This is a genomic window from Streptomyces sp. NRRL S-1022, from assembly GCF_000720135.1.
Classification (GTDB): domain Bacteria; phylum Actinomycetota; class Actinomycetes; order Streptomycetales; family Streptomycetaceae; genus Streptomyces.
On record NZ_JOIU01000005.1, the window covers coordinates 106,545 to 129,018 of the forward strand.

The window sequence follows — 22,474 nt, forward strand, 5'->3', positions numbered from 1 at the left end:
CTCACCAGGTCACCGGGAGGGATTCGGGGCCGCGGATCAACGCGCCCTTGCGGAAGGTCACTTGGTCCGGTGGTACGGCCAGTCGCAGGCTCGGTGTCCGGTCCAGCAGGGCGTCCATCAGGAGTTCCTCCTCAAGCCGGGCCAGCATGCCGCCGGGGCAGTAGTGCGGGCCGAAGCCGAACGCCAGGTGCGGGTTCGGGTCGCGGGAGAAGTCGATGGTGTCCGGGTCGGTGAAGACGGCCGGATCGCGGTTGGCGGCCAGGTAGGAGACGTAGACCGCGTCGCCGGCACGGATGCGGACGCCGCCGATGTCCACGTCCCGCAGGGCGATCCGGGAGAGCCCGACCGCGTTGCGGTGCGGGATCCAGCGCAGGAGCTCGTCGATCGCCCGGGGCCGCAGCCCCGGCTCCGCGCGCAGCCGCCTCAGCAGGCCGGGGCGGGTCAGCAGCAGGTAGAACAGCTGCCCGCTGTTGTTGGTGACCGCCTCGCCGCCGATCTGGAGCAGGACGGCGAGGCCGACGGCCTCCTCGGGCGTGACCTCGCCCCGGGCCACGGCGGCGCCGAGGAGCGAGGTGACGTCCTCCCCGGTGCTGTCCGCCCGCCCGGCGATCAGGTCGGCGAAGTAGGCGCTCATCTCCCGCTTGGCCGTCTCGCTGACGTCCTTGCCGTGCGCGGCGGACAGGATCAGCTGGGTCCAGGTGTGCATGCGGTGCCGGTCGCCGGCCGGGACGCCCATCAGCTCGCAGATCACCGCGATGGGGAACGGGCCGAGGACCGCCGCCGTGAGATCCGCGGGCGGACCGCCCCGGAGCAGGTCCTCGACCAGCTCGGCCAGCACGGCGCGGGCCCGGGCGCGGACCCGCTCGACGCCCTTCGCCGTGAAGGCGGCGGCGACCGAGCGGCGCAGCCGGGTGTGGTCGGGCGGGTCGAGGAAACCGACCGCGTCCCGGTCGGGGATGAAGTGCGGGGCGAGCCGGGTGACCTGCCGGTCCCGGACCGCCGCGCGGCTGAAGCGGGGGTCGTTGGTCACCCTGCGTACATCGTCGTACCGGGTGACCAGCCAGGCCCAGCCGTCCCCGTTGGGCAGCTGGACCCGGGTGACCGGGCCCTCGGTCATCAGCTCCGCCAGCACCGGGTCGAAGTCCGTCCCGGTGAGGTCGAGCGCCGGCCAGTGCCGGACCGGAGGCCGGGTCCCTGCCAGCGTGGTCCGCTCGGTCATCGGGTGTTCCCGTCGGCGTTGACCCAGCGGCCCACCGTCATCTCGGCGGTGATACCGGGGCCGAAGCCGGCGAGCAGTCCACGGGCGCGGTCCTCGGCGCCGCCCTCGTCGAACAGCCGGCGCAGCGCGTCCAGGACGACGGCGCTGGCGATGTTGCCGTACTCGGTGAGCGTGGCCCGGCTGAACCGGAAGGCGTGCGGATCGACCTGCAGGAACTTGCTGAGGTCGTCGAGTATTCGGGGGCCGCCCGCGTGGATGATGTAGAAGTCCAGGTCGGAGGCGTCCCAGCCGTGCTCGCCTGCCAGGTCCTTCAGCGCCGGGGCGAGCGGCTCCATCGTCGTCGGCACCCGCTTGTCGAGCAGGAAGTGGAAGCCGGTCGCCCGGACGTCGTAGGCGATCCAGTCCTCCGTCTTCGGGATCAGGTACGAGCCGTTGCGCTCCAGCCGCACGCCCGTGCCGCCGTTGCCGCGCACCACCGCCGCGGCGATGCCGTCGCCGAACAGGCCGTTGGAGAGCAGCGAGCCGATACCGAGGTCGGTGGGCTGGTAGCACAGGGAGCAGAACTCGCAGGCCACGATCAGGGCGTTGGCGTGCGGGTAGGCCGAGCAGAAGTCGTGCGCCCGGTTGATCGCCGCCCCGCCGGCCGCGCAGCCCAGCTGGGCGATCGGGAGCTGGCGGGTGGTGCTGTCGAAGTCCATCTCGTTGATCAGCCAGGCCGTCAGCGAGGGCATCATGAAGCCCGTGCACGACACGTAGATGATCACGTCGATGTCGCTGGTCAGCAGCTCCGCGTCGTCCAGCGCGCGCTGGATCACCGCGGGTACCCGTGCCTTGGCCTCGGCCTCGTAGAGCTTGTTGCGCTCCTCGAAGCCCGGATGCTTCAGGGTCTCCTCGATGGGCTGCACGATGTGCCGCGTCCTGACGCCGGTGTTCTCGATGAGCCTGAGCGCCAGTGGCAGTTGGGGGTGGTCCGGGTGGCGGGAGCGCGCCAGTTCCAGCGTCTGCTCCATCGTGATCACATGCTCCGGGACCGACACCGAGGGTCTGCACAAAGTCGCCATGAACCGTCCCTGCTTTCCGCTGTCCGGAAGGTGGTCCACACCTTTTGGGTGCTCCACCCACCGTCACCCGGGAGGACGACGATCTCGCGCTGGATTACTCCGAACCGGGGACCCCCGGGTCCGGCCCGACGGGCGATTCATGCCGCCGGACGAGGGAAAACACGGGAAGGACCGTTACGGCGCCCCGCTGCTGTGCGCGATGCACGCGACGTCGATGCGGTCCGCCAGTTTCGCCAGCTCGATGGTCAGCGCGGCGACCGTGTCCTCGTCCAGCACCTGCTCCCCGGCCTCGACCAGATGCAGCCATCGCGCACCCACGGTCCGCAACAACTTACTCACGTCGGCCGCGGCCACCTGCAAGGTACCGCGGTCGTCGACGATCAGAGGCAGGGTCACTTCGCGGTTCACAAAACGGGATGGTAGCCGCGTGGTGCTCACGCACCCTGCCAAACCGTGGTGATGTTGCAGAACTCCCGGATTCCGTGCCCGGACAGCTCACGCCCGTACCCGGACCGCTTCACCCCGCCGAACGGGAACGCCGGGTGCGAGGCGGTCATCCCGTTGACGTACACGGCGCCGGCCTCCAGGTCCAGCGCGAACCGTTCCACCTCGTTCTCGTCCCGCGTCCATACGTTCGAACTCAGCCCGAACGGCGTGTCGTTGGCGATCAGCACGGCCTCGTCGAGGTCGTCCGCCCGGTACAGCGTGGCGACCGGTCCGAAGGCCTCCTCGCGGTGGATGCGCATCTCCCGCGTGATGCCGGACAGAACGGTCGGCGGGTAGTACCAGCCGGGCCCGTCCGGCCGCTGTCCGCCGCACAGCACCTCGGCCCCGCTGCGCCGGGCGTCGTCCACCAGCTCCTCCAGGTCGGTCCTGCCCCGCTCGCTGGCGAGCGGCCCGATCTCGGTGTCCTCCGCCAGCGGGTCGCCGATCCTGAGCGCCCGCATGCCCGCGACGAACTTCTCGGCGAAGGCGTCGTAGACGTCGGTGTGCACGATGAACCGCTTGGCGGCGATGCAGGACTGCCCGTTGTTCTGCACGCGCGCGGTCACCGCGACCTCGGCCGCGCGGTCCACGTCGGCGGAGGGCATGACGACGTAGGGGTCGCTGCCGCCCAGCTCCAGCACCGTCTTCTTGACCATCTGCCCGGCGGTGGAGGCGACCGCCCGGCCCGCGGGCTCGCTGCCGGTCAGGGTGGCCGCCTTCACACGCTCGTCGCGCAGGATGTCGTCCACCGCGCCCGAGCCGATCAGCAGCGTCTGGAAGCAGCCCTCCGGGAAGCCGGCCCGGTGGAACAGGTCCTCCAGGTAGAGGGCCGTCTGCGGGACGTTGGAGGCGTGCTTGAGCAGGCCCACGTTGCCCGCCATCAGCGCGGGCGCGGCGAACCGGATCACCTGCCACAGCGGGAAGTTCCAGGGCATCACGGCGAGGACCGGGCCGAGTGGCCGATAGCGGACCCGGACCCGGGAGGCACCGGAGTCGCGCACGTCCGTCTCGGGGGGCTCCTCGTCGGCCAGCAGCCCCTCGGCGCGTTCCGCGTACCAGCGCATCGCCTTGGCGCACTTCGCGGCCTCCGCGCGGGCCTGCCTGACCGGCTTGCCCATCTCGGTGGTCATGATCCGGCCGATCTCCCGCTGGTCCTCGTCCAGCAGGCCGGCGGCCTTGTTCAGCAGTCGGGCGCGGTCGGCGAACGAGGTCGCCCGGTACGTGCGGAAGGTGGCCTCGGCGAGTTCGAGCCGGCGCTCCAGCTCGTCCTCGTCCATGGGCTCGTACGTCTTGAGCGTCTCGCCGTTCGCCGGGTTCACCGTCGCGATGGGCATGGCTGACCTCCCTGGGAGCGGGCTTGTCTCGACCTTCGCGCGCCGCCCCTCAGGACGCAACGCGACAGGCCCTCGGGCGTTTCCCCCGGCGTTCCGCCGGAGCGTCGCCCTCAGCCCGAGTGCTCCGCCAGCCGGTCGAGAAACGCGGCCTGCGCCGTGACGATCACCTCACGGGCCCGGTCCAGACCGAACCACGCCACCCGGTCCAGTTCCGGGAACTCCTGCCTCCGGCCGGACCGCGGCGGCCACTCCATCGTGAAGGTCCCCGGGGTGATCGTCTGCGGGTCGAGGTCCGCCGCCACCGCCCACGCCGTGACGATCTTGCCGTTGCGCTGCACGACCTCGCCCAGCGGTACGGCCTCCCCGTCGGGCGGCGCCACCCCCAGTTCCTCCCGGAACTCGCGCCGGGCCGCCTCCCAGGCCGGCTCCTGCGGGTCGTACTCGCCCTTCGGCACCGTCCAGGCGCCCGCCTCCTTCTTCGCCCACAGCGGGCCGCCCATATGGCCGAGCAACACCTCCAGCCGCTGATCGGTATGCCGGAACAACAGCAGTCCCGCGCTGCGCTTCGTCGTCCGCACCGTCACGGCGTGACCTCCGGGTGGGCTGCCAGCAGGGCCTCCACGGTATCGGCCTCCTCGGGGCGCTTGTCCTCGCGGTAGCGGACCACGCGGGCGAAGCGGAGGGTGACGCCGGCCGGGTAGCGGGAGGAGCGCTGGAGGCCGTCGTAGGCGATCTCCACGACGAGTTCGGGGCGGACCCGGGCCACCCGGCCGTCGTCCTCGACCGCCAGTTCCCGCAGCCTGTCGGTCTGCCAGGCGAGCATCGCGTCGGTCATGCCCTTGAAGGTCTTGCCCAGCATCGCGAAGCCGCCGTCCGGGGTGCGGGCGCCGAGGTGCAGGTTGGACAGCTTGCCGGTGCGGCGGCCGTGGCCCCACTCGGCGGCCAGCACCACCAGGTCGAGGGTGTGCACGGGCTTGACCTTGAGCCAGGCGGCGCCGCGCCGGCCCGCGCTGTACGGCGCGTCGAGCGCCTTGACCACCACGCCCTCGTGACCGCGGGCCAGGGTGCCGGCGAGGAACCGCTCCGCCTCCGGGGCGTCCTGCGGGCCGGCGACCAGCGTGCGCCGCACCCGCATCGGCTCGGGCACCAGCCGGGCCAGTTCCGCGTGCCGCTCGGTGAACGGCAGGTCGAGCAGGTCACGGCCGTCGACCGCGAGGGCGTCGAAGAAGACGGGGGAGACCGGGGTCTCCTCGGCGGCCCTCGCCACGTCGGTGCGCGAGCCGACCCGGCCCGCCGTCTCCTGGAAGGACCGGGGCCGGCCCGCGGCGTCGAAGGAGATCACCTCCCCGTCCAGGATGAACCGATCGCCGCGCAACCGGAGCGCGGCGGCCGTCACCTCCGGCAGCCGGCCGGTGATGTCGTCCAGGGTGCGGGTGTGGATCCGCACCGTGCCGCCGTCCCGGTGCACCTGGACCCGGATGCCGTCCAGCTTCTCCTCCACCGCGCAGGCGCCCAGCTTCTCCACCGCCTCGGCGACCGAGGTGGCGCTGTGCGCCAGCATCGGCAGCACGGGCCGGCCGACCGTGAGCCGGAACCGCTCCAGCGCTGCGGGCCCCTCGCCGAGCAGGGCCCGGGCCACCGTCTGCAGCGAGCCCGCGAGCATCACGGCCCGCCGTACGTCCGCCGGATCCGCGCCGGTCGCCCGGGCGAGGCCTTCCACCGCGACCGCGTCCAGGGCGCCCTGCCGGACCTCGCCGGTGAGCAGACCGAGCAGGAAGCGCTGTTCCTCCTCGGTGGCCGCGCCCATCAGCTCGCCGACGAGCCGGGTCCGCTCCGCCTGCGAACCGGGCCCGGTCACCTTGCCCAGCTCGCTCAGCCGGGCGTCGACCTCGCGCACGGTGAGGGAGGGCCCGGCGGCCGGCGGGACCGGGCGGCCCAGCACCTTCCAGCCGACCCCGAGGCGCCCCTGCGGCAGGCGTCCCGCCAGGTACGGGATGACGACCGGCACGTCGTCCGCCTCCGCGTCCCGGAACAGCTCCGCGAGCAGCGCGATCTTCCGGGACCGCGCCGCCGTCGCGGCGACCTCCCGGGACACCTGGGCCAACCGGGTCAGCAGCATGCAGCCATCGTGCCCCAGCGCGTTGCCGGGTGCGCGGTTCCGTCCCCCGGGGAATCAGCGGGGAACTCCTGACGGCGGCCTGACGACAGCGCTCCCCGGGGGCGCGGGGCGATGTCCGGCGCTGCGGGATTGACAAACGTGCTTGCCGTTCCCGCAATGGGGGCCATGAGTACAGACGACGTACTGGCGGACGTGGGTCCCAGGCTGCGCCGCATCCGCAAGGAGCGGGAGGTGACCCTGGCCGCGCTGTCCGAGGCCACCGGCATCTCGGTGAGCACGCTCTCCCGGCTGGAGTCCGGCCTGCGCAGGCCCAGCCTCGAACTGCTGCTGCCGATCGCCCAGGCCCACCAGGTGCCGCTGGACGAGCTGGTCGGGGCGCCGCCGGTCGGCGACCCGCGGGTGCGGTCCAAGCCGATCGTCCGCGGCGGGCGCACCCACTGGCCGCTGACCCGCCAGCCCGGCGGCCTCCAGGCCTACAAGGTCCTCGAACCCCGGCGCGGGCAGGAGCCCGAGCCGCGGACCCACGAGGGCTACGAGTGGCTCTACGTCCTCTCCGGCCGGCTCCGCCTGGTCCTCGGCGAGCACGACGTCGTGCTGACCGCGGGCGAGGCGGCCGAGTTCGACACCCGGGTGCCGCACTGGTTCGGGTCGACGGGGGAGGGGCCGGTGGAGTTCCTGAGTCTGTTCGGGCCCCAGGGGGAGCGGATGCACGTCCGGGCGCGGCCCGCGCGCAAGTGACCCACGCTACTGTTCCCTGATTGGCAAGCGACCGCTTAGTATGCCGTCGAGCCCGGTCAGACGAAGCAGTCCCGTGGAGGCCCCGCATGCAGGCATGGCAAGTGCACGAGAACGGCGAGCCGAGCGAGGTGATGCGCCTGGCGGAGGTGGAGCGGCCCACGCCCGCCGACGGCCAGGTGCTGCTGCGGGTACGCGCCGCCAATGTCAACTTCCCGGACGCGCTGCTGTGCCGGGGCGAGTACCAGGTGCGCCCGCCGCTGCCCTTCACGCCGGGCGTGGAGATCTGCGGCGAGACCGAGGACGGCCGCCGGGTGATCGCCAACCCCGTGCTGCCGCACGGCGGTTTCGCCGAGTACGCCCTCGCCGACGCCCGCGCCCTGCTCCCCGCACCCGAGTCGCTGGACGACGCCGAGGCGGCCGCCCTGCACATCGGCTACCAGACCGGCTGGTTCGGCCTGCACCGCCGCGCCCGCCTGGCGGCCGGCGAGACCCTGCTGGTGCACGCCGCCGCCGGCGGCGTGGGCAGCGCGGCCGTCCAGCTCGGCAAGGCCGCCGGCGCCACGGTGATCGGCGTCGTGGGCGGCGCGGACAAGGCCGCCGTCGCCCGGGAGCTGGGCTGTGACGTGGTGGTCGACCGGCGCGCCGAGGACGTCGTCGCCGCCGTCAAGGAGGCCACCGGCGGCCGCGGCGCCGACGTGATCTACGACCCCGTCGGCGGCACGGCCTACGCCCAGTCCGCGAAGCTGGTCGCCTTCGAGGGCCGGATCGTGGTCGTCGGCTTCGCCAGCGGCACCATCCCGAGCCCCGCCCTCAACCACGCCCTGGTGAAGAACTACTCGATCCTCGGCCTGCACTGGGGCCTGTACAACACCAAGAACCCGAAGCTGGTCCAGCACTGTCACGAACAGCTCACCGAGCTGGCCGCGCGGGGCGCCGTCAAGCCGCTCGTCAGCGAGCGGGTGCCGCTCGCCGGCGCGGCCGGTGCCGTGCAGCGGGTCGCCGACGGCCTGACCACCGGCCGGGTCGCCGTCCTACTGGAGAACGGAGCCGCCGCATGACCGACGCCGAAGACCTGCGCCGCCGCACCCGGGAGCTGCTCGCGCAGCATCCCCCCGCGAGCACCGGCCGCCTGGACTTCCTCAGGGCCCGCTTCGACGCCGGCCTCGCCTGGGTGCACTACCCCGAGGGCCTCGGCGGCCTCGGCGCCCCGCGCTCCCTCCAGGGCGTCGTGGACGCCGAACTGGAGGCCGCCGGCGCCCCCGACAACGACCCCCGGCGCATCGGCATCGGCCTCGGCATGGCCGCGCCGACGATCCTCAAGTACGGCACCGAGGAGCAGAAGCGGCGCTATCTGCGGCCCCTGTGGACCGGCGAGGAGGTCTGGTGCCAGCTGTTCAGCGAGCCCGGCGCCGGCTCCGACCTGGCCGCGCTCGGCACCCGGGCGGTCCGTGCGGGCGAGGAGTGGGTGGTCAACGGGCAGAAGGTGTGGACCTCCAGCGCCCATGCCGCCCGCTGGGCCATCCTCATCGCCCGCACCGACCCGGACGTGCCCAAGCACCAGGGCATCACCTACTTCGTCTGCGACATGACCGACCCGGGCGTCGAGGTCCGGCCGCTGCGCCAGATCACCGGCGAGGCCGAGTTCAACGAGGTCTTCCTCACCGACGTCCGCATCCCCGACGACCGCCGCCTCGGCGAGGTCGGTGACGGCTGGCGGGTCGCGCAGACCACGCTGAACAACGAACGCGTCGCCATCGGCGGCATGGCCCTGCCCCGCGAGGGCGGCATGATCGGACCGGTCGCGCGGACCTGGCGCGAACGCCCGGACCTGCGCACCCACGACCTGCACCAGCGGCTGCTGAAGCTGTGGGTGGAGGCCGAGGTGTCCCGGCTCACCGCCGAACGCCTGCGCCAGCAGCTCACCGTCGGCCAGCCCGGCCCCGAGGGCGCCGGCATGAAGCTCGCCTTCGCCCGCCTCAACCAGGAGATCAGCGGCCTGGAGGTCGAACTCCTCGGCGAAGAAGGGCTGTTGTACGACGACTGGACCATGCGCCGCCCGGAGCTCGTGGACTTCACCGGCCGGGACGCCGGCTACCGCTATCTGCGCTCCAAGGGCAACAGCATCGAGGGCGGGACCAGCGAGGTCCTGCTGAACATCGTCGCCGAGCGCGTCCTGGGCCTGCCCGCCGAGCCGCGCACCGACAAGGACGTCGCCTGGAAGGACCTCGCCCGATGACGGATCTGCTGTACTCCGAGGAGGAAGAGGCGCTGCGGGCCGCCGTCCGCGACCTGCTCACGGACCACTGCGACGCGCCCGGCGTCATCGCGCGCACCGAGTCCGGCACCCCGCACGACCGCGCGGCCTGGAAGGCGCTCGCCGACGGCATGGGCCTCGCGGGCCTGCTGGTGCCCGAGGAGCACGGCGGCCAGGGCGCCTCGCACCGCGAGGCCGCCGTGGTCCTGGAGGAGCTGGGCCGGGCCGTCGCCCCGGTGCCGTACCTCACCAGCGCGGTCGTGGCCACCGAGGCCCTGCTGGCCTGCGATGACGCGGAGCTGCTGGGGCAGCTGGCCTCCGGGCGCACCATCGGCGCGCTCGCCGTCGGCCTGCACACGGCCCCCGGCGCCGCGCCGCGGACCGTCCGGCTGGAGAACGGCACCCTGCACGGCGAGTTGACCGCCGTCGCGGACGCCGCCGTCGCCGACGTACTGCTCGTCCCGGCCGACGACGGCGGCCTGTACGCCGTCACCGCCGACGCCGTCACCGTCACCGTCACCCCGCAGGTCTCCCTGGACCTGACCCGCCCGCTCGCCACCGTCACCCTCGCCGGCGCGGCCGGCCGCCGGGTCGGCGACGCCGGGCCCGCCGTACGACGTGCTCTGCGCGCCGCCGCCGGACTGCTCGCCTCCGAGCAACTCGGCGTCGCGGAATGGGCGTTGACGGAGACCGTCCGGTACCTGAAGGAGCGCAAGCAGTTCAACCGGCCGGTCGGCGGCTTCCAGGCGCTCAAGCACCGGCTCGCCCAGCTGTGGCTGGAGGTCGTCAACCTCCGGGCCGCCGCCCGCGCCGCCGCCGACGCACTCGCCTCCGGCGAGGACACCGACCTCACGGTGGCCGTCGCCCAGGCCTACGCCACCCCCGTCGCCGTACGCGCCACCGAGGAGGCGGTGCAGCTGCACGGCGGGATCGGCATGACCTGGGAACACCCGGCCCACCTGTACCTGAAGCGGGCCAAGGCGGACTCGATCGCCTACGGTACGGCGGGCGCCCACCGCGAGGCGCTGGCCGGGCTGGCAGACCTCCAGGCACCCTGATCCGCCGACGGAGAAGCCCGCCCCACCCGGGGCGGGCTTCTCCGCGTTCCCGCGGGCGACGTGAACAGCACACCAACTCCCCGCACGACGGGCCCTTTCGGGCGCAAGTGCACGCATACTCTCCCCGGTTCCCCTCACCCCCAGGGAGGCAGTGCATGGCCCTCACCACCCGTCGCCGAGCCCTCACCACCCTCGGCGCCACCCTCGGCGGAACGCTCGTCCTGCCCGCGGGCCGCTCGTCGGCCGGCGAGCGCGGGCCCCGCCCGCTGTGGCACGCCCACGCCCACAACGACTACGCGCACCCGCGGCCCCTGTACGACGCCCTCGACCACCGCTTCGGCAGCGTCGAAGCCGACATCTTCCTCGTCGACGGCCGGCTCCTCGTCGGCCACGAGGCGTCCGACCTGGACCCCTCCCGCACCCTGGAATCCCTCTACCTCGAACCGCTCGCCGCCCGCGTCAGGGCCCACCACGGCTCCGTCTACCGCGGCCGGCGCCGGCCGCTGCAGCTGCTCGTCGACATCAAGACCGAGGGCTCCTCGACCTACCTCGAACTCGACCGCCGGCTGCGCCGCCACCCGCACCTGTTCACCCGGTACGCGCACGGCCGCGTCCACCCCGGCCCGGTCACCGTGGTCGTCTCCGGCGACCGGGCGGCCCGTACCCCGATGGAGGCACAGGCCGAGCGCCGCGCCTTCTACGACGGCAGGCTGACCGACCTCGGCGGCGCCGCCCCGGCCTCCCTCATCTCGCTGATCAGCGACAACTGGACGCAGAACTTCACCTGGACCGGTGCCGGCACGTTCCCCGACGCCGAGCGGCGCAGGCTGCGGAGCATCACCGGGGCCGCCCACGCGCGCGGGCAGCGGGTCCGGTTCTGGGCCACCCCGGACACCGCCGGCCCGGCCCGGGACGCGCTGTGGGCGGAGCTGCTCGCCGCCGGCGTGGACTACCTCAACACCGACGACCTCGCCGGCCTTGAGGCCTTCCTCGACGCCCGCCCCCGCGTGTGAGACCACACGATTTCGCCCGAGACCACACGAACGGAGGACATGTCAGCAGCCCGGACGAACCTCCCGCTACGCCACACTTGCGGCCGAACGCCGCACATGGGGCGTGGCGGAGGAGGGTTCCCGATGGTCGTTTCCATCTCTGTGGTGCTGCTGCTTCTGATCCTGGCCGTGATCTTCATTCGCAACTGCTCGCTGAAGATCTCCCACGCCCTGGTCTGCCTGCTGCTCGGCTTCTACCTGGCCAGCACGAGCATGGCACCCACCATCCACGGCGGGCTCCACGCGACCGCCGAACTGGTGAGCAGCCTGCGGCCCTGAACACCGGTCTCACGGGGACGAGAAGACCCCGATGCCGTTGGGCACCGGTCGCTCGGAGCCGCCGCTCGGGTGGTTGCGCACCGACACGGAGGACGCGCCGGTGTCGCGGGTGACCAGCTCCGTCGAGCCGCCGCCGTCGAGGTTGAAGGCGTCGGTGGCCCCCAGGGACCGCATGGTCCGTGCCTCCTCCGCGACGGTCAGGCCCCTGCGGTAGGCGGCGGCGCCGTCCAGTGCCAGGAGCAGCAGCTGCCGGCCGCCGTCCTTGAAGCCGACGGCCGTGCGCACCGCCGAGGTCGTGCTGTCCAGGCCGGACAGCGGGGTGCCGTCCCGCAGCACCGGGAAGCCGCCGATCGCGAACGCGTACGGCACTCCGGACGAGGACGCCACCAGGGTGTGCGTGACGTCCACCGGGTCACCGACCGACAGTTCGCGCAGCCGCCGCGCGCCCGCCTCGCGGCCCACCAGGACCGTGGTGCCCGCCGGGATCGTGCCGGTGCCCGGGGCGTCGGAGACGGAGACCACCCGGCCGCCGCGCACCTTCACCTCGTAGGTGTCGCCGCTGCACGGCGCCGAACGCCGGCTGTCGGTGCCGCACACGGCGCGCACCCGGGAGGCGCTGCCCCAGCGGGCGGTGAAGGCGCCGACGGAGTCCACCGGGAGCGCGTACTGGTTGAGGCCCTTGAGCGGCAGCTTGCCCTCCGGCGTGCCGACCGAGCCGGAGAGGGAGAGCCGGTCCAGCCGGGCCCGCCCGTCCGTGCCCACGCCGAACACGTCCCGGGTGCTGCCGCCAGCGGGCAGCGCGGGCCCGAACCGCTGGCCCTTCGGCACGGCCGCCTTGAGCACCGCTCCGCCCGCCACCGCCGGTCCCACGGGGGCACCGGTGGCCTCCACGCCCGGGTGCTGCGTCTCGGTGATGTCGAAGAAGTCCCCGTTCACCCCGGCGACCGCCCCGGCCGAGCCGGCCAGCCGGGAGACCGTGGCCCGGGCCGCCACCGTGCCCGGGTACAGCAGGCCGACGTGGACGTGCGGATCGGCCAGGTCCACCGTGACCAGGTGGGCGCGGGCCGTCCCCGCCGCCGCGGGGACGTCGAAGTGCCGGTAGGTGACGCCCGGGGCGAGCCGGCTGCCCGCCGGTGCGGCACCGGCGGGACCCGCACCCGCCAGTGACACACCGGCCAGCACACCGAACGCCGTGACCGTCGTGAGAACCGCTCCGCCCGCTGCCCGACCCCTGCGACGTCTCGTCACGCTGTCCCCTGATGTCTCGTCAGCCGATCTGTTCGCAGGGGCAGTGCACCAGAGTCGGGCGGCCGGGTGGCCGACTAGGCGCCGACGACGCGGGATCGGGTGAGAAAACGCACCCCCTCGGGTGCTTCCAGCGAGAAACCGCTGCCGCGTCCCGGTACGACGTCCACGATCAGCCGGGTGTGGCTCCACGCCTGGTACTGGCTGCGCGACATCCAGAACGTGACGGGCTCGGGCACGCCCGCGACGTCCAGCTCGGCCAGCAGCACGTCCGAGCCGCCGGTGCGGAACTCACCGTCCGGGTAGCACATCGGGGCGCTGCCGTCGCAGCAACCGCCCGACTGGTGGAACATCAGCGGGCCGTGCTCCGCGCGCAGGCGGCGCACCAGCTGCGCGGCCCGCGGGGTGAGTTCGACGCGCGGGGTCTCCTCTTCCATGGTCACCCTCCTGGACAACCGGGGGCTCGGGGCCGTTCCAGTCTCATGGACGGTCACCAACCCGTCCAGCACGCGTCGTTGCCCGGGGCGGAGGGGGCCCGTGTTAATCGCTGGTGCGCGGCCCGGGGCCCTTGTAGGTTGGCGTCGCGACCGCGCCTGTCGATGCGCTCGGCTGCGGCTACTTCCTTCCGACGACCAAGTGACGCCGCCGCCCCCTTGATCTCGGCAGGCGCGTTCGTCTCCGCCCGTCGGTCCGTTCGGCCGGGGCCGGCCTCCTTTAATCCGGGGGGATTCACTGCCTCGTCACACTCCACGCGTCTCCAAGATCTGGCCCGAGATGCTCGTGGCCCCGCACGTCTCGGCGGGCGCCCGCGCGCCGCACCCGCCACGGCTCCCGCACGGACCGGCCGTCCCGGACGTCCGCACCTACGAGGGCGGCCCGGCGTTCGTCCGGGAGCCCCGCGAGGAGCTGTTCCTCCTCGCGGTCGGCAACTTCGTCTCCCAGCCGACCTTCTACGAGAGCGCCGGGGACCGGGACGACCGGTACACCCGGCTCGTCGGCGAACTCGCCGTCCAGGACCCGGTGTGGACGGCCGGCCTGCTGCGCTGGCTGCGCGCAGAGGGCAACATGCGCACGGCGTCCCTGGTGGGCGCCGCCGCGTACGTGCGGGCCCGGCTCCGGGCCGGGACGTCCGCGGGCCCGTCCAACCGGTCCGTGATCGACTCGGTGCTCCAGCGCGCCGACGAGCCCGGCGAGCTGCTCGCCCACTGGATCTCGGCGTACGGGCGGAAGGTGCCGCAGCCCGTGAAGCGGGGCGTCGCCGACGGCGTCCGCCGGCTGTACACGTCCCGGTCCCTGCTCAAGTACGACACCGCGTCCAGGGGCTTCCGCTTCGGTGACGTGCTCAACCTGGTGCACGCCTCGCCCGACCCGGACAAGCCCTGGCAGGGCCCGCTCTTCCGGTACGCGCTGGACCGCCGCCACCACCCGGAGCAGGCGGTCCCGCCGGCCTCCGACCGCCTGCTGGCCGCCCACCGGGAGCTGATGGAGTCGGCCGCGCAGGAGCGGCGGGCGGTGGTGACCGGTCCCGGCGGCGCCGAGCGGCTGGCCGCCGCGGGCATGACCTGGGAGGCGCTGGCGGGCTGGCTCCACGGGCCGGTGGACGCCGCCGTCTGGGAAGCGGTGATCCCCTCGATGGGGCCGATGGCGCTCCTGCGGAACCTGCGGAACTTCGACGCGGCGGGGGTCTCGGACGAGGTCGCGGCCCGGGTCGCCGCCCGGCTCTCGGACGCCTCGGAGGTCGCCCGGTCCCGGCAGTTCCCGTTCCGCTACCTGGCCGCCCACCGGCACGCGCCGTCGCAGCGCTGGGCGGCCGCACTGGAACGGGCCCTGGGCCACTCCCTGGCCAACGTGCCGTCCCTGCCCGGCCGGACCCTGATCCTGGTCGACCGGTCCGACTCCATGTTCTGGGACACCGTCTCCGAGCGGTCCCGGCTGACCCGGGCGGACGCGGCGGCCGTGTTCGGCACCGCGCTGGCCCTGCGGGCCGAGCAGGCGGACCTGGTGGAGTTCGGCTGGAACAGCGCGCGGGTGCCGTTCGAGCCGGGCGAGCCGGTACTTGAGGTGCTGCAACGGTTCCGCGGGCTCGGCGGCACCTACACCGCGAAGGCGGTACGGACGCATTACCGGCGGCACGACCGGGTCCTGATCGTCACCGACGAACAGGCCGCCCCCTACGACCCGGGCGGCCCCGCCGACCCGGTCCCGGCCGACGTCCCCGTCTACACGTGGAACCTGGCGGGGTACCGGCCCGCCCACGGGCCCACGGGCCCCCACCGGCACACCTTCGGCGGCCTCACGGACGCCGCGTTCCGGATGGTCGGTCTCGTCGAGGCCGGCCGCGAGGCCGCCTGGCCGTGGACCGCCGAACCGGCCTGACCGGCCCGGCCCCGCCCGGTGCGCGACGGGGTGGGCCGGGGTGGCCGCCCCGGATCCGGGACCGCGGTGCCACGGCCCGGCCGGCGGCGGGACCGGCCGGTTCAGTGGGGGGAGCCGCGGCGCTCACGGCGGGTGCGGAGGGCCCCCGCGAGCAGGGGCAGCAGCGACACCACGACCACCAGGGCGACCAGCGGCAGCAGGTAGTCGTCGATGTGGGGGACCGAGGCGCCCAGGGTGTATCCGGCGAGCACCAGCGTCTGCGTCCACAGCAGCCCGCCCACCGTCTGCCAGAGGGTGAAGGCGCCGCCCGGCACGCCCAGGGCGCCGGCCACCGGGTGCAGCACCGAGCGCAGCAGCGGTACGAACCGGCCGATCACCAGCGCCTTTCCGTGGCCGTAGCGCGCCAGCAGCCGCTCCGCCCGGGTCGCCGCGGCCCTCAGCCGGCCGCTGGAGGTGCGCGCGAGCAGCGCGCGGCCGCCGTGCCGGCCGATCAGATAGCCCGCCTGCCCGCCCGCCACCGCCCCGACCGCCGCGCACACCAGCACCTGCCACAGCGCCAGCCGTGGGGGCTGGTCGGCGCCGCCCGCACACAGCACCCCGGCCGGGAACAGCAGCGTGTCACCGGGCAGGAAGAAGCCGACGACCAGCAGACCCGACTCGGCGAAGATCACCGCCAGCACACCCAGTGCGCCGAAGGCGGCCAGCACCGAGGCGCTGTCCATCGGGTTGACGGCGATCACCGGCCGAGCCTCCTGGCCTCCTCGGGGACGTCCGTTCCCCAGCATCGCGCGCCCGGCACACCGGCGCGCGCCGGTCGCGGGGGACGCGCGCCGGAAGCCACGCGTCCCCGCACAGCCGTCCCGGTCGACCTGGGACGGGAAACCCCGGCCGCCCGGGCGGGCGGCCGGGGCGGGGAGCCGTCCGGTCAGGACGCCGTGCCGGTCACCGAGCTTCCGGACCTGGTCACGTGGTACGTGACGGCGGCGCCGCTCCAGTAGTGGAAGGTGAGCGTCACCGGCGCGCCGTCGCGCAGCGCGCCCAGGAAGTCCGGCGTGAGGACGGTCCTGCCGCCGGGGTAGTCGGGGGAGAAGGCCCGGTTGAACTCCTGGTACGGCGTCCAGTCGGCCTGCCCGGCGTTGCCGCCGTCGGCGTACCTGGCCTCCATCGTGGCCAGCACGTCACCCCGGAACCGCGTGGGGATGGTGAAGGAACCCGTCGTACCGGAGGCGTCCGACAGCACCGGGGTGTCGTAGCCGAGCACGTCGATCTGCCAGGGCAGCCCGCGTGAGAAGCGTGCCTGGACGGTCGCGTCGACCCCCTCGGCGCGGTCGCCGGCCAGCCGGGTGAGCGCGCTTGCCGTGAGGGTGAGCTGGTCGCCGGAGAGGGTGTAGTCCCGGCCCGCGACGAGCGGGGTGCCGCCCTGCCACAGGCCCCGGAACGCCGTGCCGTTCGGGTTCAGCGTGAGCGTCCGGGCCGTGATCGGGGCCGATTTGCGCACGAAGACCCGGTCGGAGGAGGCGGTGCCCGAGCGGGTGGTCCAGCCCGACCTGATCCAGGCGAACAGGGCGGGGTCGCGCCACTGGAGCGTCGCGCGGTTCAGCAGGGAGAAGGGGTCCCACAGGGCGGTGGTGACCCCGGCGGTGCGCGCCCGGTGGCCGAGCTGCTCGAAGTACTTCAGCCCCTCACCGCGTTCGACGGCGTCGGGGTGGGTGTGGTCGGGCCAGCTGAGCAGGCCGTACTCGCCGAGGTAGACGGGGATGCCCTTGGCGACGAACGTGTCGTGCATGCGGGTGAAGGCGTCGGTCATGTCCTGCTGGGAGGCGGCGTCGAACCGGGTGCCGCCGGCGATGTTCACGCTGAACGGGTACCAGCCGTAGTAGTGCACGGTGGCGACCAGGTTCGCGTCGTGCAGCGCGCTCATCGTGCCGGACAGGTTGTCCATCAGGTCCTGGGAGGGCGTGCAGCCCAGCGTGGGCAGCACCAGCAGCCGGCCGGCGTTGCCGCCGCCCGAGGAGCGGACGATGGTGTGGAACGACGTGTTCAGCTCGTTCAGCAACCCGGTCTTCCGGTCGTCCGTGGCGTTGTTGAACTGCGGTTCGTTGATGCTCTCGAAGAGCAGCGTGCGCGGCTCGTCCCGGAACGCGGCGGAGACCTGGGTCCAGATGGCGTCGAAGCGGGCGAGCACCTTGTCGTGGTCGCCGGCCATGTCCGCGATCCACTGCCAGGAGTCGTGGTGCACGTCGAGCACGACGTACAGGCCGTCGGCGAGTGCCCAGTCGACCACCTGCCTGACGCGGGCCAGGAACGCGGTGTCGATCGTGTACGGCGCGGTGGCGGACTGGTGGCCGGTCCACGTCACCGGGATGCGGACGCTGCGGAAACCCTGTGCGCGGACGGTGTCGAACAGGGCCTTCGTGACCGGCGGGTTGCCCCAGGAGGTCTCGTCGGGGATGGCGTCGAGGGTGTTGCCCAGGTTCCAGCCGGGCTGCATGGCCGCGACGGCGTCCGCCGCGGCGGCCGGCACCCGCACCGTCGGCCGCGCCGCCTTCCCGTGGCCGCCGGCCGCGGCGAACGTGCTGCCGGCGGACAGCCCGAGCGTGACGAGCAGCGCCAGCAGGAGGGCCGCCGGACGGCCGGGGCCGCGGCTGCGGCGGTGCGCGGAGTGCGCTGTGTCCTTCACGTGTCGTCCCTTTCGGTCGGTCGTGCGGAGGGATCGGATCCGGGGCCGCCCGGCTCAGCCGGGGAGGGGCGCGTAGTCGAACCAGTCGAAGTGGACGGTGCCTGCCGCGGCGTACATGCCGAGGACGCGGCCGGTGAAGCCGCCGGCGACCTCCGTCGACAGGTAGCGGCCGTCGAGCCCGCCGAGCGCGGTGAACGTGCCGTCCGGCTCCTCGACGCCGAGGGAGACCACATCGGGTCCGGTGCGCGGCTCGTGCGGGAGCGGCGGGTCCGTGACCGTGACGGCCAGGACCAGCGGCCCGGCTGCCACGTGCCGGGTGGCCACGACCGTGCGCAGATCGCCGACGCGCGCGATGACCCGCACCTGCGTACCCGACGCCTCGATCGCGTAGTGGTGCCGCTCGTCCAGCCGTACGGCGAGGCCGCCGCGGCCCTGAGCGGCATCCACCAGGGTGCGCGCCCGGCAGGACGGGTGCTGCTGGCGCCGGCCGGTGAAGACGGCGTCGGGCTCGTCCAGGGAACCGCCGCGCGCGCGGAGCGTCAGCCAGCCGGGGCGCTCCTTGGTGGTGCAGAGTTCGGCGGGGCGGTCCCGCAGCGAGATCCAGTACGGCCGCAGCTCGCCGAGGTCGAAGTCGTCGCGCGGCTCCGCGGCCGGGCCGGGGACGAGGGGCCACGGCGGCGCGGTCAGGTCCAGGGCCGGCTCGCCGATCACCGGCCAGCCGTCCGCCCAGGTCACCGGGGCGAGGAAGGTCTCCCGGCCGAGCACGTGCCAGCCGGGGGTGCCGCCGCGCGGCCGTACCCCGAGCAGCACCATCCACCAGGAGCCGTCGGGAGCCTGGACCAGGTCCGCGTGACCGGTGTTCTGCACGGGACGGTCGGTGCCGCGGTGGGTGAGGACCGGGTTGGCCGGACACGGCTCGAACGGGCCGCTCGGGGTGCGGCCGCGGGCGACCGACACACCGTGGCCGCGCTCGGTGCCGCCCTCGGCGATGAGCAGGTACCAGTAGCCGCCGATCCGGTACAGGTGCGGCGCCTCCGGGGCCTTGGCGCCCGGCGTGCCGGACCAGACCTCGTGCGGCGGCCCGTACGTCTGCCCGGTGGACGGGTCGATGCGCACCTGTGCCACTCCGGCGACCGTGCACCAGCAGGTGCCGTCCTCGTCCCAGGCGAGGTCCGGGTCGATGCCGGGCACGCCGGGCAGCCGGACCGGATCCGACCACGGCCCGGCGGGGTCGGTGGCGGTGACGACCAGGTTGCCGCCGCCCTCGTGCACATCGGTGACGATCAGCCAGAAACGTCCGTCGTGGTGGCGCAGGGTCGGGGCGTAGATCCCGGCGGAGGACGGCGTGTCCACGGGCAGGCTCAACTGGCTCGGCCGGTCGAGGGCGTTGCCGATCTGCGTCCAGTGCACCAGGTCGCGGCTGTGGAAGAGGGGTACGCCCGGGAAGTACTCGAAACTGGAGCACGCGAGGTAGTAGTCCTCGCCCACCCGGCAGATGCTGGGATCGGGGTGGAAGCCCGGGATCACGGGGTTGGCCGCGCGGGCGGTCTGCTGAGGGAGGGACACCCCTGGGGTCCTTTCGCTCGCTGTCGAAGCGCTTCACTAGACAGGGCAAGGTAATGGCCCGGTTCTTCTGAGACAAGAGCCGTGGTTCCCGAGAAACTTTCGCCTGCCTGCGAGATCGGCACCGCATCGTGACGAGGGCAGTGTCGATGCGCTTCAACAACGGGTCGGTCGGGCAGCAGCCGGCCCCGCGGTCCCCGCCGTTGGGGTCGTAGTGCGTGATGCCGCCGTCGGACGCGTCGGGCGTCAAGTGCTGGTCGTACCAGGTGGCCACGGTGAAGGAGGAGTCACGGGCAGGGAGTCGTCGTCCGGGCAGCGCTCCCCGTGGATCTCGTCGGCGTCGAACGGTTCCAGCCCGTCCTCGTCCCGCAGGTGCCTCGTGCCGGTCCCCACGACGCCGAGGTGAACGGCGGGGAAGCCGACCGTGAGCAGGAACTCCCGCGACCCGGCACGAGTCGGCTCGGCCGGCAGGGCAGCCTCGTCCGGCGGTCGTTGCAGGCCCATTCCCTCTCGGCGTGCCGTCAGGAGTGCGGCCGGGCAGGGCGGGTGCGCCTGTTGACCTCCGTTTGGGCTGTCGTTCCCTGAGCGTTCAGCCTGCGCGTCCTGTCGGTGTCGTGTGCGCTTCCTAGGGTCCATGAGGCCTACGGAAGAAGGGGCTCATGGACTCACAGCTCGCGGTCCGGGCTCGCGGGATCACCAAGTGTTTCGGCGATGTCGTGGCACTCGACGGTGTCGACCTGGAGGTGGCGCAGGGGAGGATCCACGGCCTGGCCGGGCCGAACGGCGCCGGCAAGACGACACTGCTCGGCCTGCTGCTGGGCCTGGCCGTGGCCGACGGCGGCCGCCTGGAGATCCTCGGTACGCCGGTGGGCCGGGCGTTCGAAGGCCCGAGTGGTGTCTCCGGATTCGTGGACGGGCCGGGGCTGTACCCCTCGCTCACCGCGCGGCAGAACCTCGCCGCGCTCGCCGCCCTGCGCGGCGACGGCTCGCGGCCGGCGCGGATCGACGACGCGCTCGCGCAGGTCGGGCTCACCGACGTCGCCGACGACCGCACCCGCGGATTCTCCCTGGGCATGCGGCAACGGCTCGGCCTCGCCGCGGCCCTGCTCGCCCGGCCGCGGCTGCTGGTCCTGGACGAACCGTCCAACGGCCTGGACCCGGCCGGCAAGAAGCACGTCCACGGTGTGCTCACCCGGCTCGCACGGGAAGGCACCACCGTCGTGCTGTCCAGCCACCGCATGGACGACCTGGAGGCCCTGTGTTCCGAGGTCACCATCCTCGCGGCGGGGCGGGTCGTCTTCTCCGGGCCGCTGGGCGAGCTGGCCGCCGGCAACCGCGAACTCGACTACCGGCTCGTCACGTCGGACCCGGCCCGGGCACGCCGGCTGGCCGCCGACGCACCCGGCATCCACCTGGCCGGTGACACCGCGGGACGCGGGGGCGGCGAGGCGCTCGTGGTGCGCGCGCTGGTCCCCGCCCTCGACGACCTGGTGGTACGGCTCGTCCACGCGGGCATCGCACTGCGCGAACTCGGCCCCGTCGTCTCCCCGTTGGAGGCGGCGTTCCTGGCCCTGACCGAACCCCGGACGGCCGGCCCCGCCGGCGCGCGGCAGACCGGCGCTCGCCGTCAGGAGGCCGCCCGGTGACCGCGCCCGCCGTAGCCGCCCCTGGGCAGCCGGCCGCTCCAGGCCGTGTCTCCATCGCCCGGGGCTACCGCTTCGAAGTCGTCAAACTCCTCTCGCAGTGGCGGATCCGCCTGCTGGTCCTCGCCTGCTGGCTCGCGCCGGCGCTGTTCGTGGCCGGCGTGAGCGTGCAGAGCACGCTGCCCACGGACACCCTCTTCGGCCGCTGGATGCACGCCACCGGGTGGGCCGGTCCGCTGGTGACGCTCGGTTTCGCCGGCACCTGGGCGCTGCCGCTGCTGACCTCCGTCGTCGCCGGTGACGTGTTCGCCTCCGAGGACCGGCTCGGCACCTGGCGCCATCTGCTCGTCGTCGTGCGCTCGCCCCGGCGGATCTTCGCGGCGAAGGTACTGGCCGGACTCACCGTCATCCTGCTGCTGGTGACCGGACTGGCCGTCTCCGGCACCCTCGGCGGACTGCTGGCCGTGGGCAACCAGCCGCTGGTCGGCCTCGACGGCCGCCTGCTCACCCCGGGGGACGCAGCGACCGGTGTCCTGCTGGCCTGGGCCTGCGTGCTCGCCCCGACCCTGGCCCTCGCCGGCATCGGGTTCCTCGGGTCGGTCGCGCTGGGGCGTTCCCCGGTGGGACTGCTGCTGCCCGCGCTCGTCGCGCTGGCGATGCAGCTCGCCCAGACGCTGCCGCTCCCCGTCGCCGTACGCCTCGCCCTGCCCGGCGACGCCTTCACCGGCTGGAAGGGCCTGTTCACCAGCCCGGCGCAGCTCACCCCGCTCCTGATCGGCATCGCCGTCAGCCTGCTGTGGGCCGTGACCGCGACAGCGCTGGCCCATGTCCTGTTCCTGCGCCGCGACTTCACCAACCCCACCGACGACGGCTCGGCGCGCCGCGCGCTCACCACGGGTGCCCTGCCGCTGGCGGGGCTGCTGGGGGTGACGGTGGCCGTCGTGGCGGCGACGACCACGGCCACGGGCTCCGGGATCGAGCAGACGAAGGTGGAGCGCGCGCTCGCCACGGAGTTCGCCCACCTGTACCGCATGCAGACCCGGCAGCTGCACCGGCCCGCGGTCACCGAGGCCCGGTTGAGGACCGCCGCGGCGTGCTCCAAGGCAGGCGTCCAGGACGGCGCCCGGGGCCCGGGCAACGACTGGCGGTGCGTTGTCTCCTGGCACCTGCCGGGCGTCGCGGCCACCGGGTCGGCCGTGTACCAGCTCGACATCACGGCAGACGGGCGGTTCGTCGCGGACGGCGACGGACCGAAGGAAGTGAACGGCTACTTCCTGGTGCGGACGCCGGCAGGCGACGCACCGAACCCGCTGTGGCAGTTCGACGGCGATGTCGAGCTGCTCTCCACCTCCGCGAAGGGATGACGC

General features: G+C 73.7%; 21 protein-coding genes. 9 read left to right on the forward strand and 12 right to left on the reverse strand.

Translation table 11 applies throughout. From position 1 onward, the window contains the following. Position 1: 1 nt before the first annotated feature. From IG05_RS0106550 to IG05_RS0106575, 6 genes are all read right to left on the reverse strand, one after another. Positions 2-1,219, reverse strand: coding sequence for a cytochrome P450 (locus IG05_RS0106550; RefSeq protein WP_030340031.1), 1,218 nt, complete (start codon positions 1,217-1,219; stop codon positions 2-4). Then, entirely contained in the window at positions 1,216-2,280 is a 1,065-nt protein-coding gene (locus IG05_RS0106555; protein WP_030340032.1) for a type III polyketide synthase, read from the reverse strand. Before IG05_RS0106555 ends, IG05_RS0106550 begins: the two co-directional genes overlap by 4 nt. Before the next feature lie 174 nt (positions 2,281-2,454). Continuing rightward, on the reverse strand, positions 2,455-2,688 hold the full coding sequence (locus IG05_RS0106560; RefSeq protein WP_030340034.1) for a DUF6213 family protein: 234 nt from the start codon (positions 2,686-2,688) through the stop codon (positions 2,455-2,457). Positions 2,689-2,714: 26 nt separating this feature from the next. Beyond that, positions 2,715-4,100 (reverse strand): NADP-dependent succinic semialdehyde dehydrogenase, encoded by a 1,386-nt coding sequence (locus tag IG05_RS0106565; protein WP_030340035.1) that lies wholly within the window; start codon positions 4,098-4,100, stop codon positions 2,715-2,717. A 110-nt stretch (positions 4,101-4,210) separates the two neighbouring features. Continuing rightward, on the reverse strand, positions 4,211-4,684 hold the full coding sequence (locus IG05_RS0106570) for an NUDIX domain-containing protein (RefSeq protein WP_030340036.1): 474 nt from the start codon (positions 4,682-4,684) through the stop codon (positions 4,211-4,213). Further along, a complete protein-coding gene (locus tag IG05_RS0106575) occupies positions 4,681-6,219 on the reverse strand; it encodes an ATP-dependent DNA ligase (protein ID WP_030340037.1) in 1,539 nt (512 codons plus the stop codon). Before IG05_RS0106575 ends, IG05_RS0106570 begins: the two co-directional genes overlap by 4 nt. Positions 6,220-6,384: 165 nt before the next feature. On the opposite strand from IG05_RS0106575, the gene IG05_RS0106580 reads away from it, so the two are divergent. The 6 genes from IG05_RS0106580 to IG05_RS0106605 all read left to right on the forward strand — a co-directional run bounded on the left by IG05_RS0106580 (position 6,385) and on the right by IG05_RS0106605 (position 11,600). Beyond that, positions 6,385-6,957, forward strand: coding sequence for a helix-turn-helix domain-containing protein (locus IG05_RS0106580; protein WP_030340038.1), 573 nt, complete (start codon positions 6,385-6,387; stop codon positions 6,955-6,957). An 86-nt stretch (positions 6,958-7,043) separates the two neighbouring features. After that, positions 7,044-8,015, forward strand: coding sequence for an NADPH:quinone oxidoreductase family protein (locus IG05_RS0106585; protein ID WP_030340039.1), 972 nt, complete (start codon positions 7,044-7,046; stop codon positions 8,013-8,015). Further along, entirely contained in the window at positions 8,012-9,193 is a 1,182-nt protein-coding gene (locus IG05_RS0106590; protein WP_030340040.1) for an acyl-CoA dehydrogenase family protein, read from the forward strand. Before IG05_RS0106585 ends, IG05_RS0106590 begins: the two co-directional genes overlap by 4 nt. Further along, a complete protein-coding gene (locus IG05_RS0106595) occupies positions 9,190-10,269 on the forward strand; it encodes an acyl-CoA dehydrogenase family protein (protein WP_030340041.1) in 1,080 nt (359 codons plus the stop codon). The genes IG05_RS0106590 and IG05_RS0106595 overlap by 4 nt, the downstream gene beginning before the upstream one ends. Before the next feature lie 155 nt (positions 10,270-10,424). Next, positions 10,425-11,282 carry a phosphatidylinositol-specific phospholipase C/glycerophosphodiester phosphodiesterase family protein gene (locus IG05_RS0106600; RefSeq protein ID WP_030340042.1) on the forward strand — a complete coding sequence of 286 codons (858 nt, stop codon included), beginning with the start codon at positions 10,425-10,427 and terminating at the stop codon, positions 11,280-11,282. Positions 11,283-11,405: 123 nt separating this feature from the next. After that, a complete protein-coding gene (locus IG05_RS0106605; protein ID WP_030340043.1) occupies positions 11,406-11,600 on the forward strand; it encodes a hypothetical protein in 195 nt (64 codons plus the stop codon). A gap of 9 nt (positions 11,601-11,609) precedes the next feature. Here IG05_RS0106605 and IG05_RS0106610 read toward each other — a convergent pair whose 3' ends face one another. Both IG05_RS0106610 and IG05_RS0106615 read right to left on the reverse strand, forming a co-directional pair. Then, on the reverse strand, positions 11,610-12,782 hold the full coding sequence (locus tag IG05_RS0106610) for a phosphodiester glycosidase family protein (RefSeq protein WP_030340044.1): 1,173 nt from the start codon (positions 12,780-12,782) through the stop codon (positions 11,610-11,612). Positions 12,783-12,922: 140 nt separating this feature from the next. Beyond that, on the reverse strand, positions 12,923-13,282 hold the full coding sequence (locus IG05_RS0106615; RefSeq protein WP_030340045.1) for a DUF779 domain-containing protein: 360 nt from the start codon (positions 13,280-13,282) through the stop codon (positions 12,923-12,925). A gap of 337 nt (positions 13,283-13,619) precedes the next feature. On the opposite strand from IG05_RS0106615, the gene IG05_RS0106620 reads away from it, so the two are divergent. Further along, complete coding sequence (locus IG05_RS0106620) at positions 13,620-15,221, forward strand: TROVE domain-containing protein (RefSeq protein ID WP_030340046.1); 1,602 nt, start codon at positions 13,620-13,622, stop codon at positions 15,219-15,221. A 101-nt stretch (positions 15,222-15,322) separates the two neighbouring features. Here IG05_RS0106620 and IG05_RS0106625 read toward each other — a convergent pair whose 3' ends face one another. The 4 genes from IG05_RS0106625 to IG05_RS41940 all read right to left on the reverse strand — a co-directional run bounded on the left by IG05_RS0106625 (position 15,323) and on the right by IG05_RS41940 (position 19,968). After that, positions 15,323-15,961 carry a DedA family protein gene (locus tag IG05_RS0106625; protein ID WP_030340047.1) on the reverse strand — a complete coding sequence of 213 codons (639 nt, stop codon included), beginning with the start codon at positions 15,959-15,961 and terminating at the stop codon, positions 15,323-15,325. Between the two features lie 185 nt (positions 15,962-16,146). After that, positions 16,147-17,901, reverse strand: a complete 1,755-nt coding sequence (locus IG05_RS0106630) for a cellulase family glycosylhydrolase (protein ID WP_030340048.1) — start codon at positions 17,899-17,901, stop codon at positions 16,147-16,149. A 54-nt stretch (positions 17,902-17,955) separates the two neighbouring features. Beyond that, positions 17,956-19,467, reverse strand: coding sequence for a glycoside hydrolase family 43 protein (locus IG05_RS0106635; protein WP_030340049.1), 1,512 nt, complete (start codon positions 19,465-19,467; stop codon positions 17,956-17,958). 243 nt (positions 19,468-19,710) lie between these two features. After that, positions 19,711-19,968: a hypothetical protein gene (locus IG05_RS41940; protein ID WP_051789552.1), complete on the reverse strand. Its 258-nt coding sequence runs from the start codon at positions 19,966-19,968 to the stop codon at positions 19,711-19,713. Between the two features lie 155 nt (positions 19,969-20,123). On the opposite strand from IG05_RS41940, the gene IG05_RS0106645 reads away from it, so the two are divergent. Beyond that, entirely contained in the window at positions 20,124-21,110 is a 987-nt protein-coding gene (locus IG05_RS0106645; RefSeq protein ID WP_051789555.1) for an ABC transporter ATP-binding protein, read from the forward strand. Continuing rightward, positions 21,107-22,471, forward strand: coding sequence for an ABC transporter permease (locus IG05_RS0106650; protein WP_030340051.1), 1,365 nt, complete (start codon positions 21,107-21,109; stop codon positions 22,469-22,471). The genes IG05_RS0106645 and IG05_RS0106650 overlap by 4 nt, the downstream gene beginning before the upstream one ends. Positions 22,472-22,474: the final 3 nt, after the last annotated feature.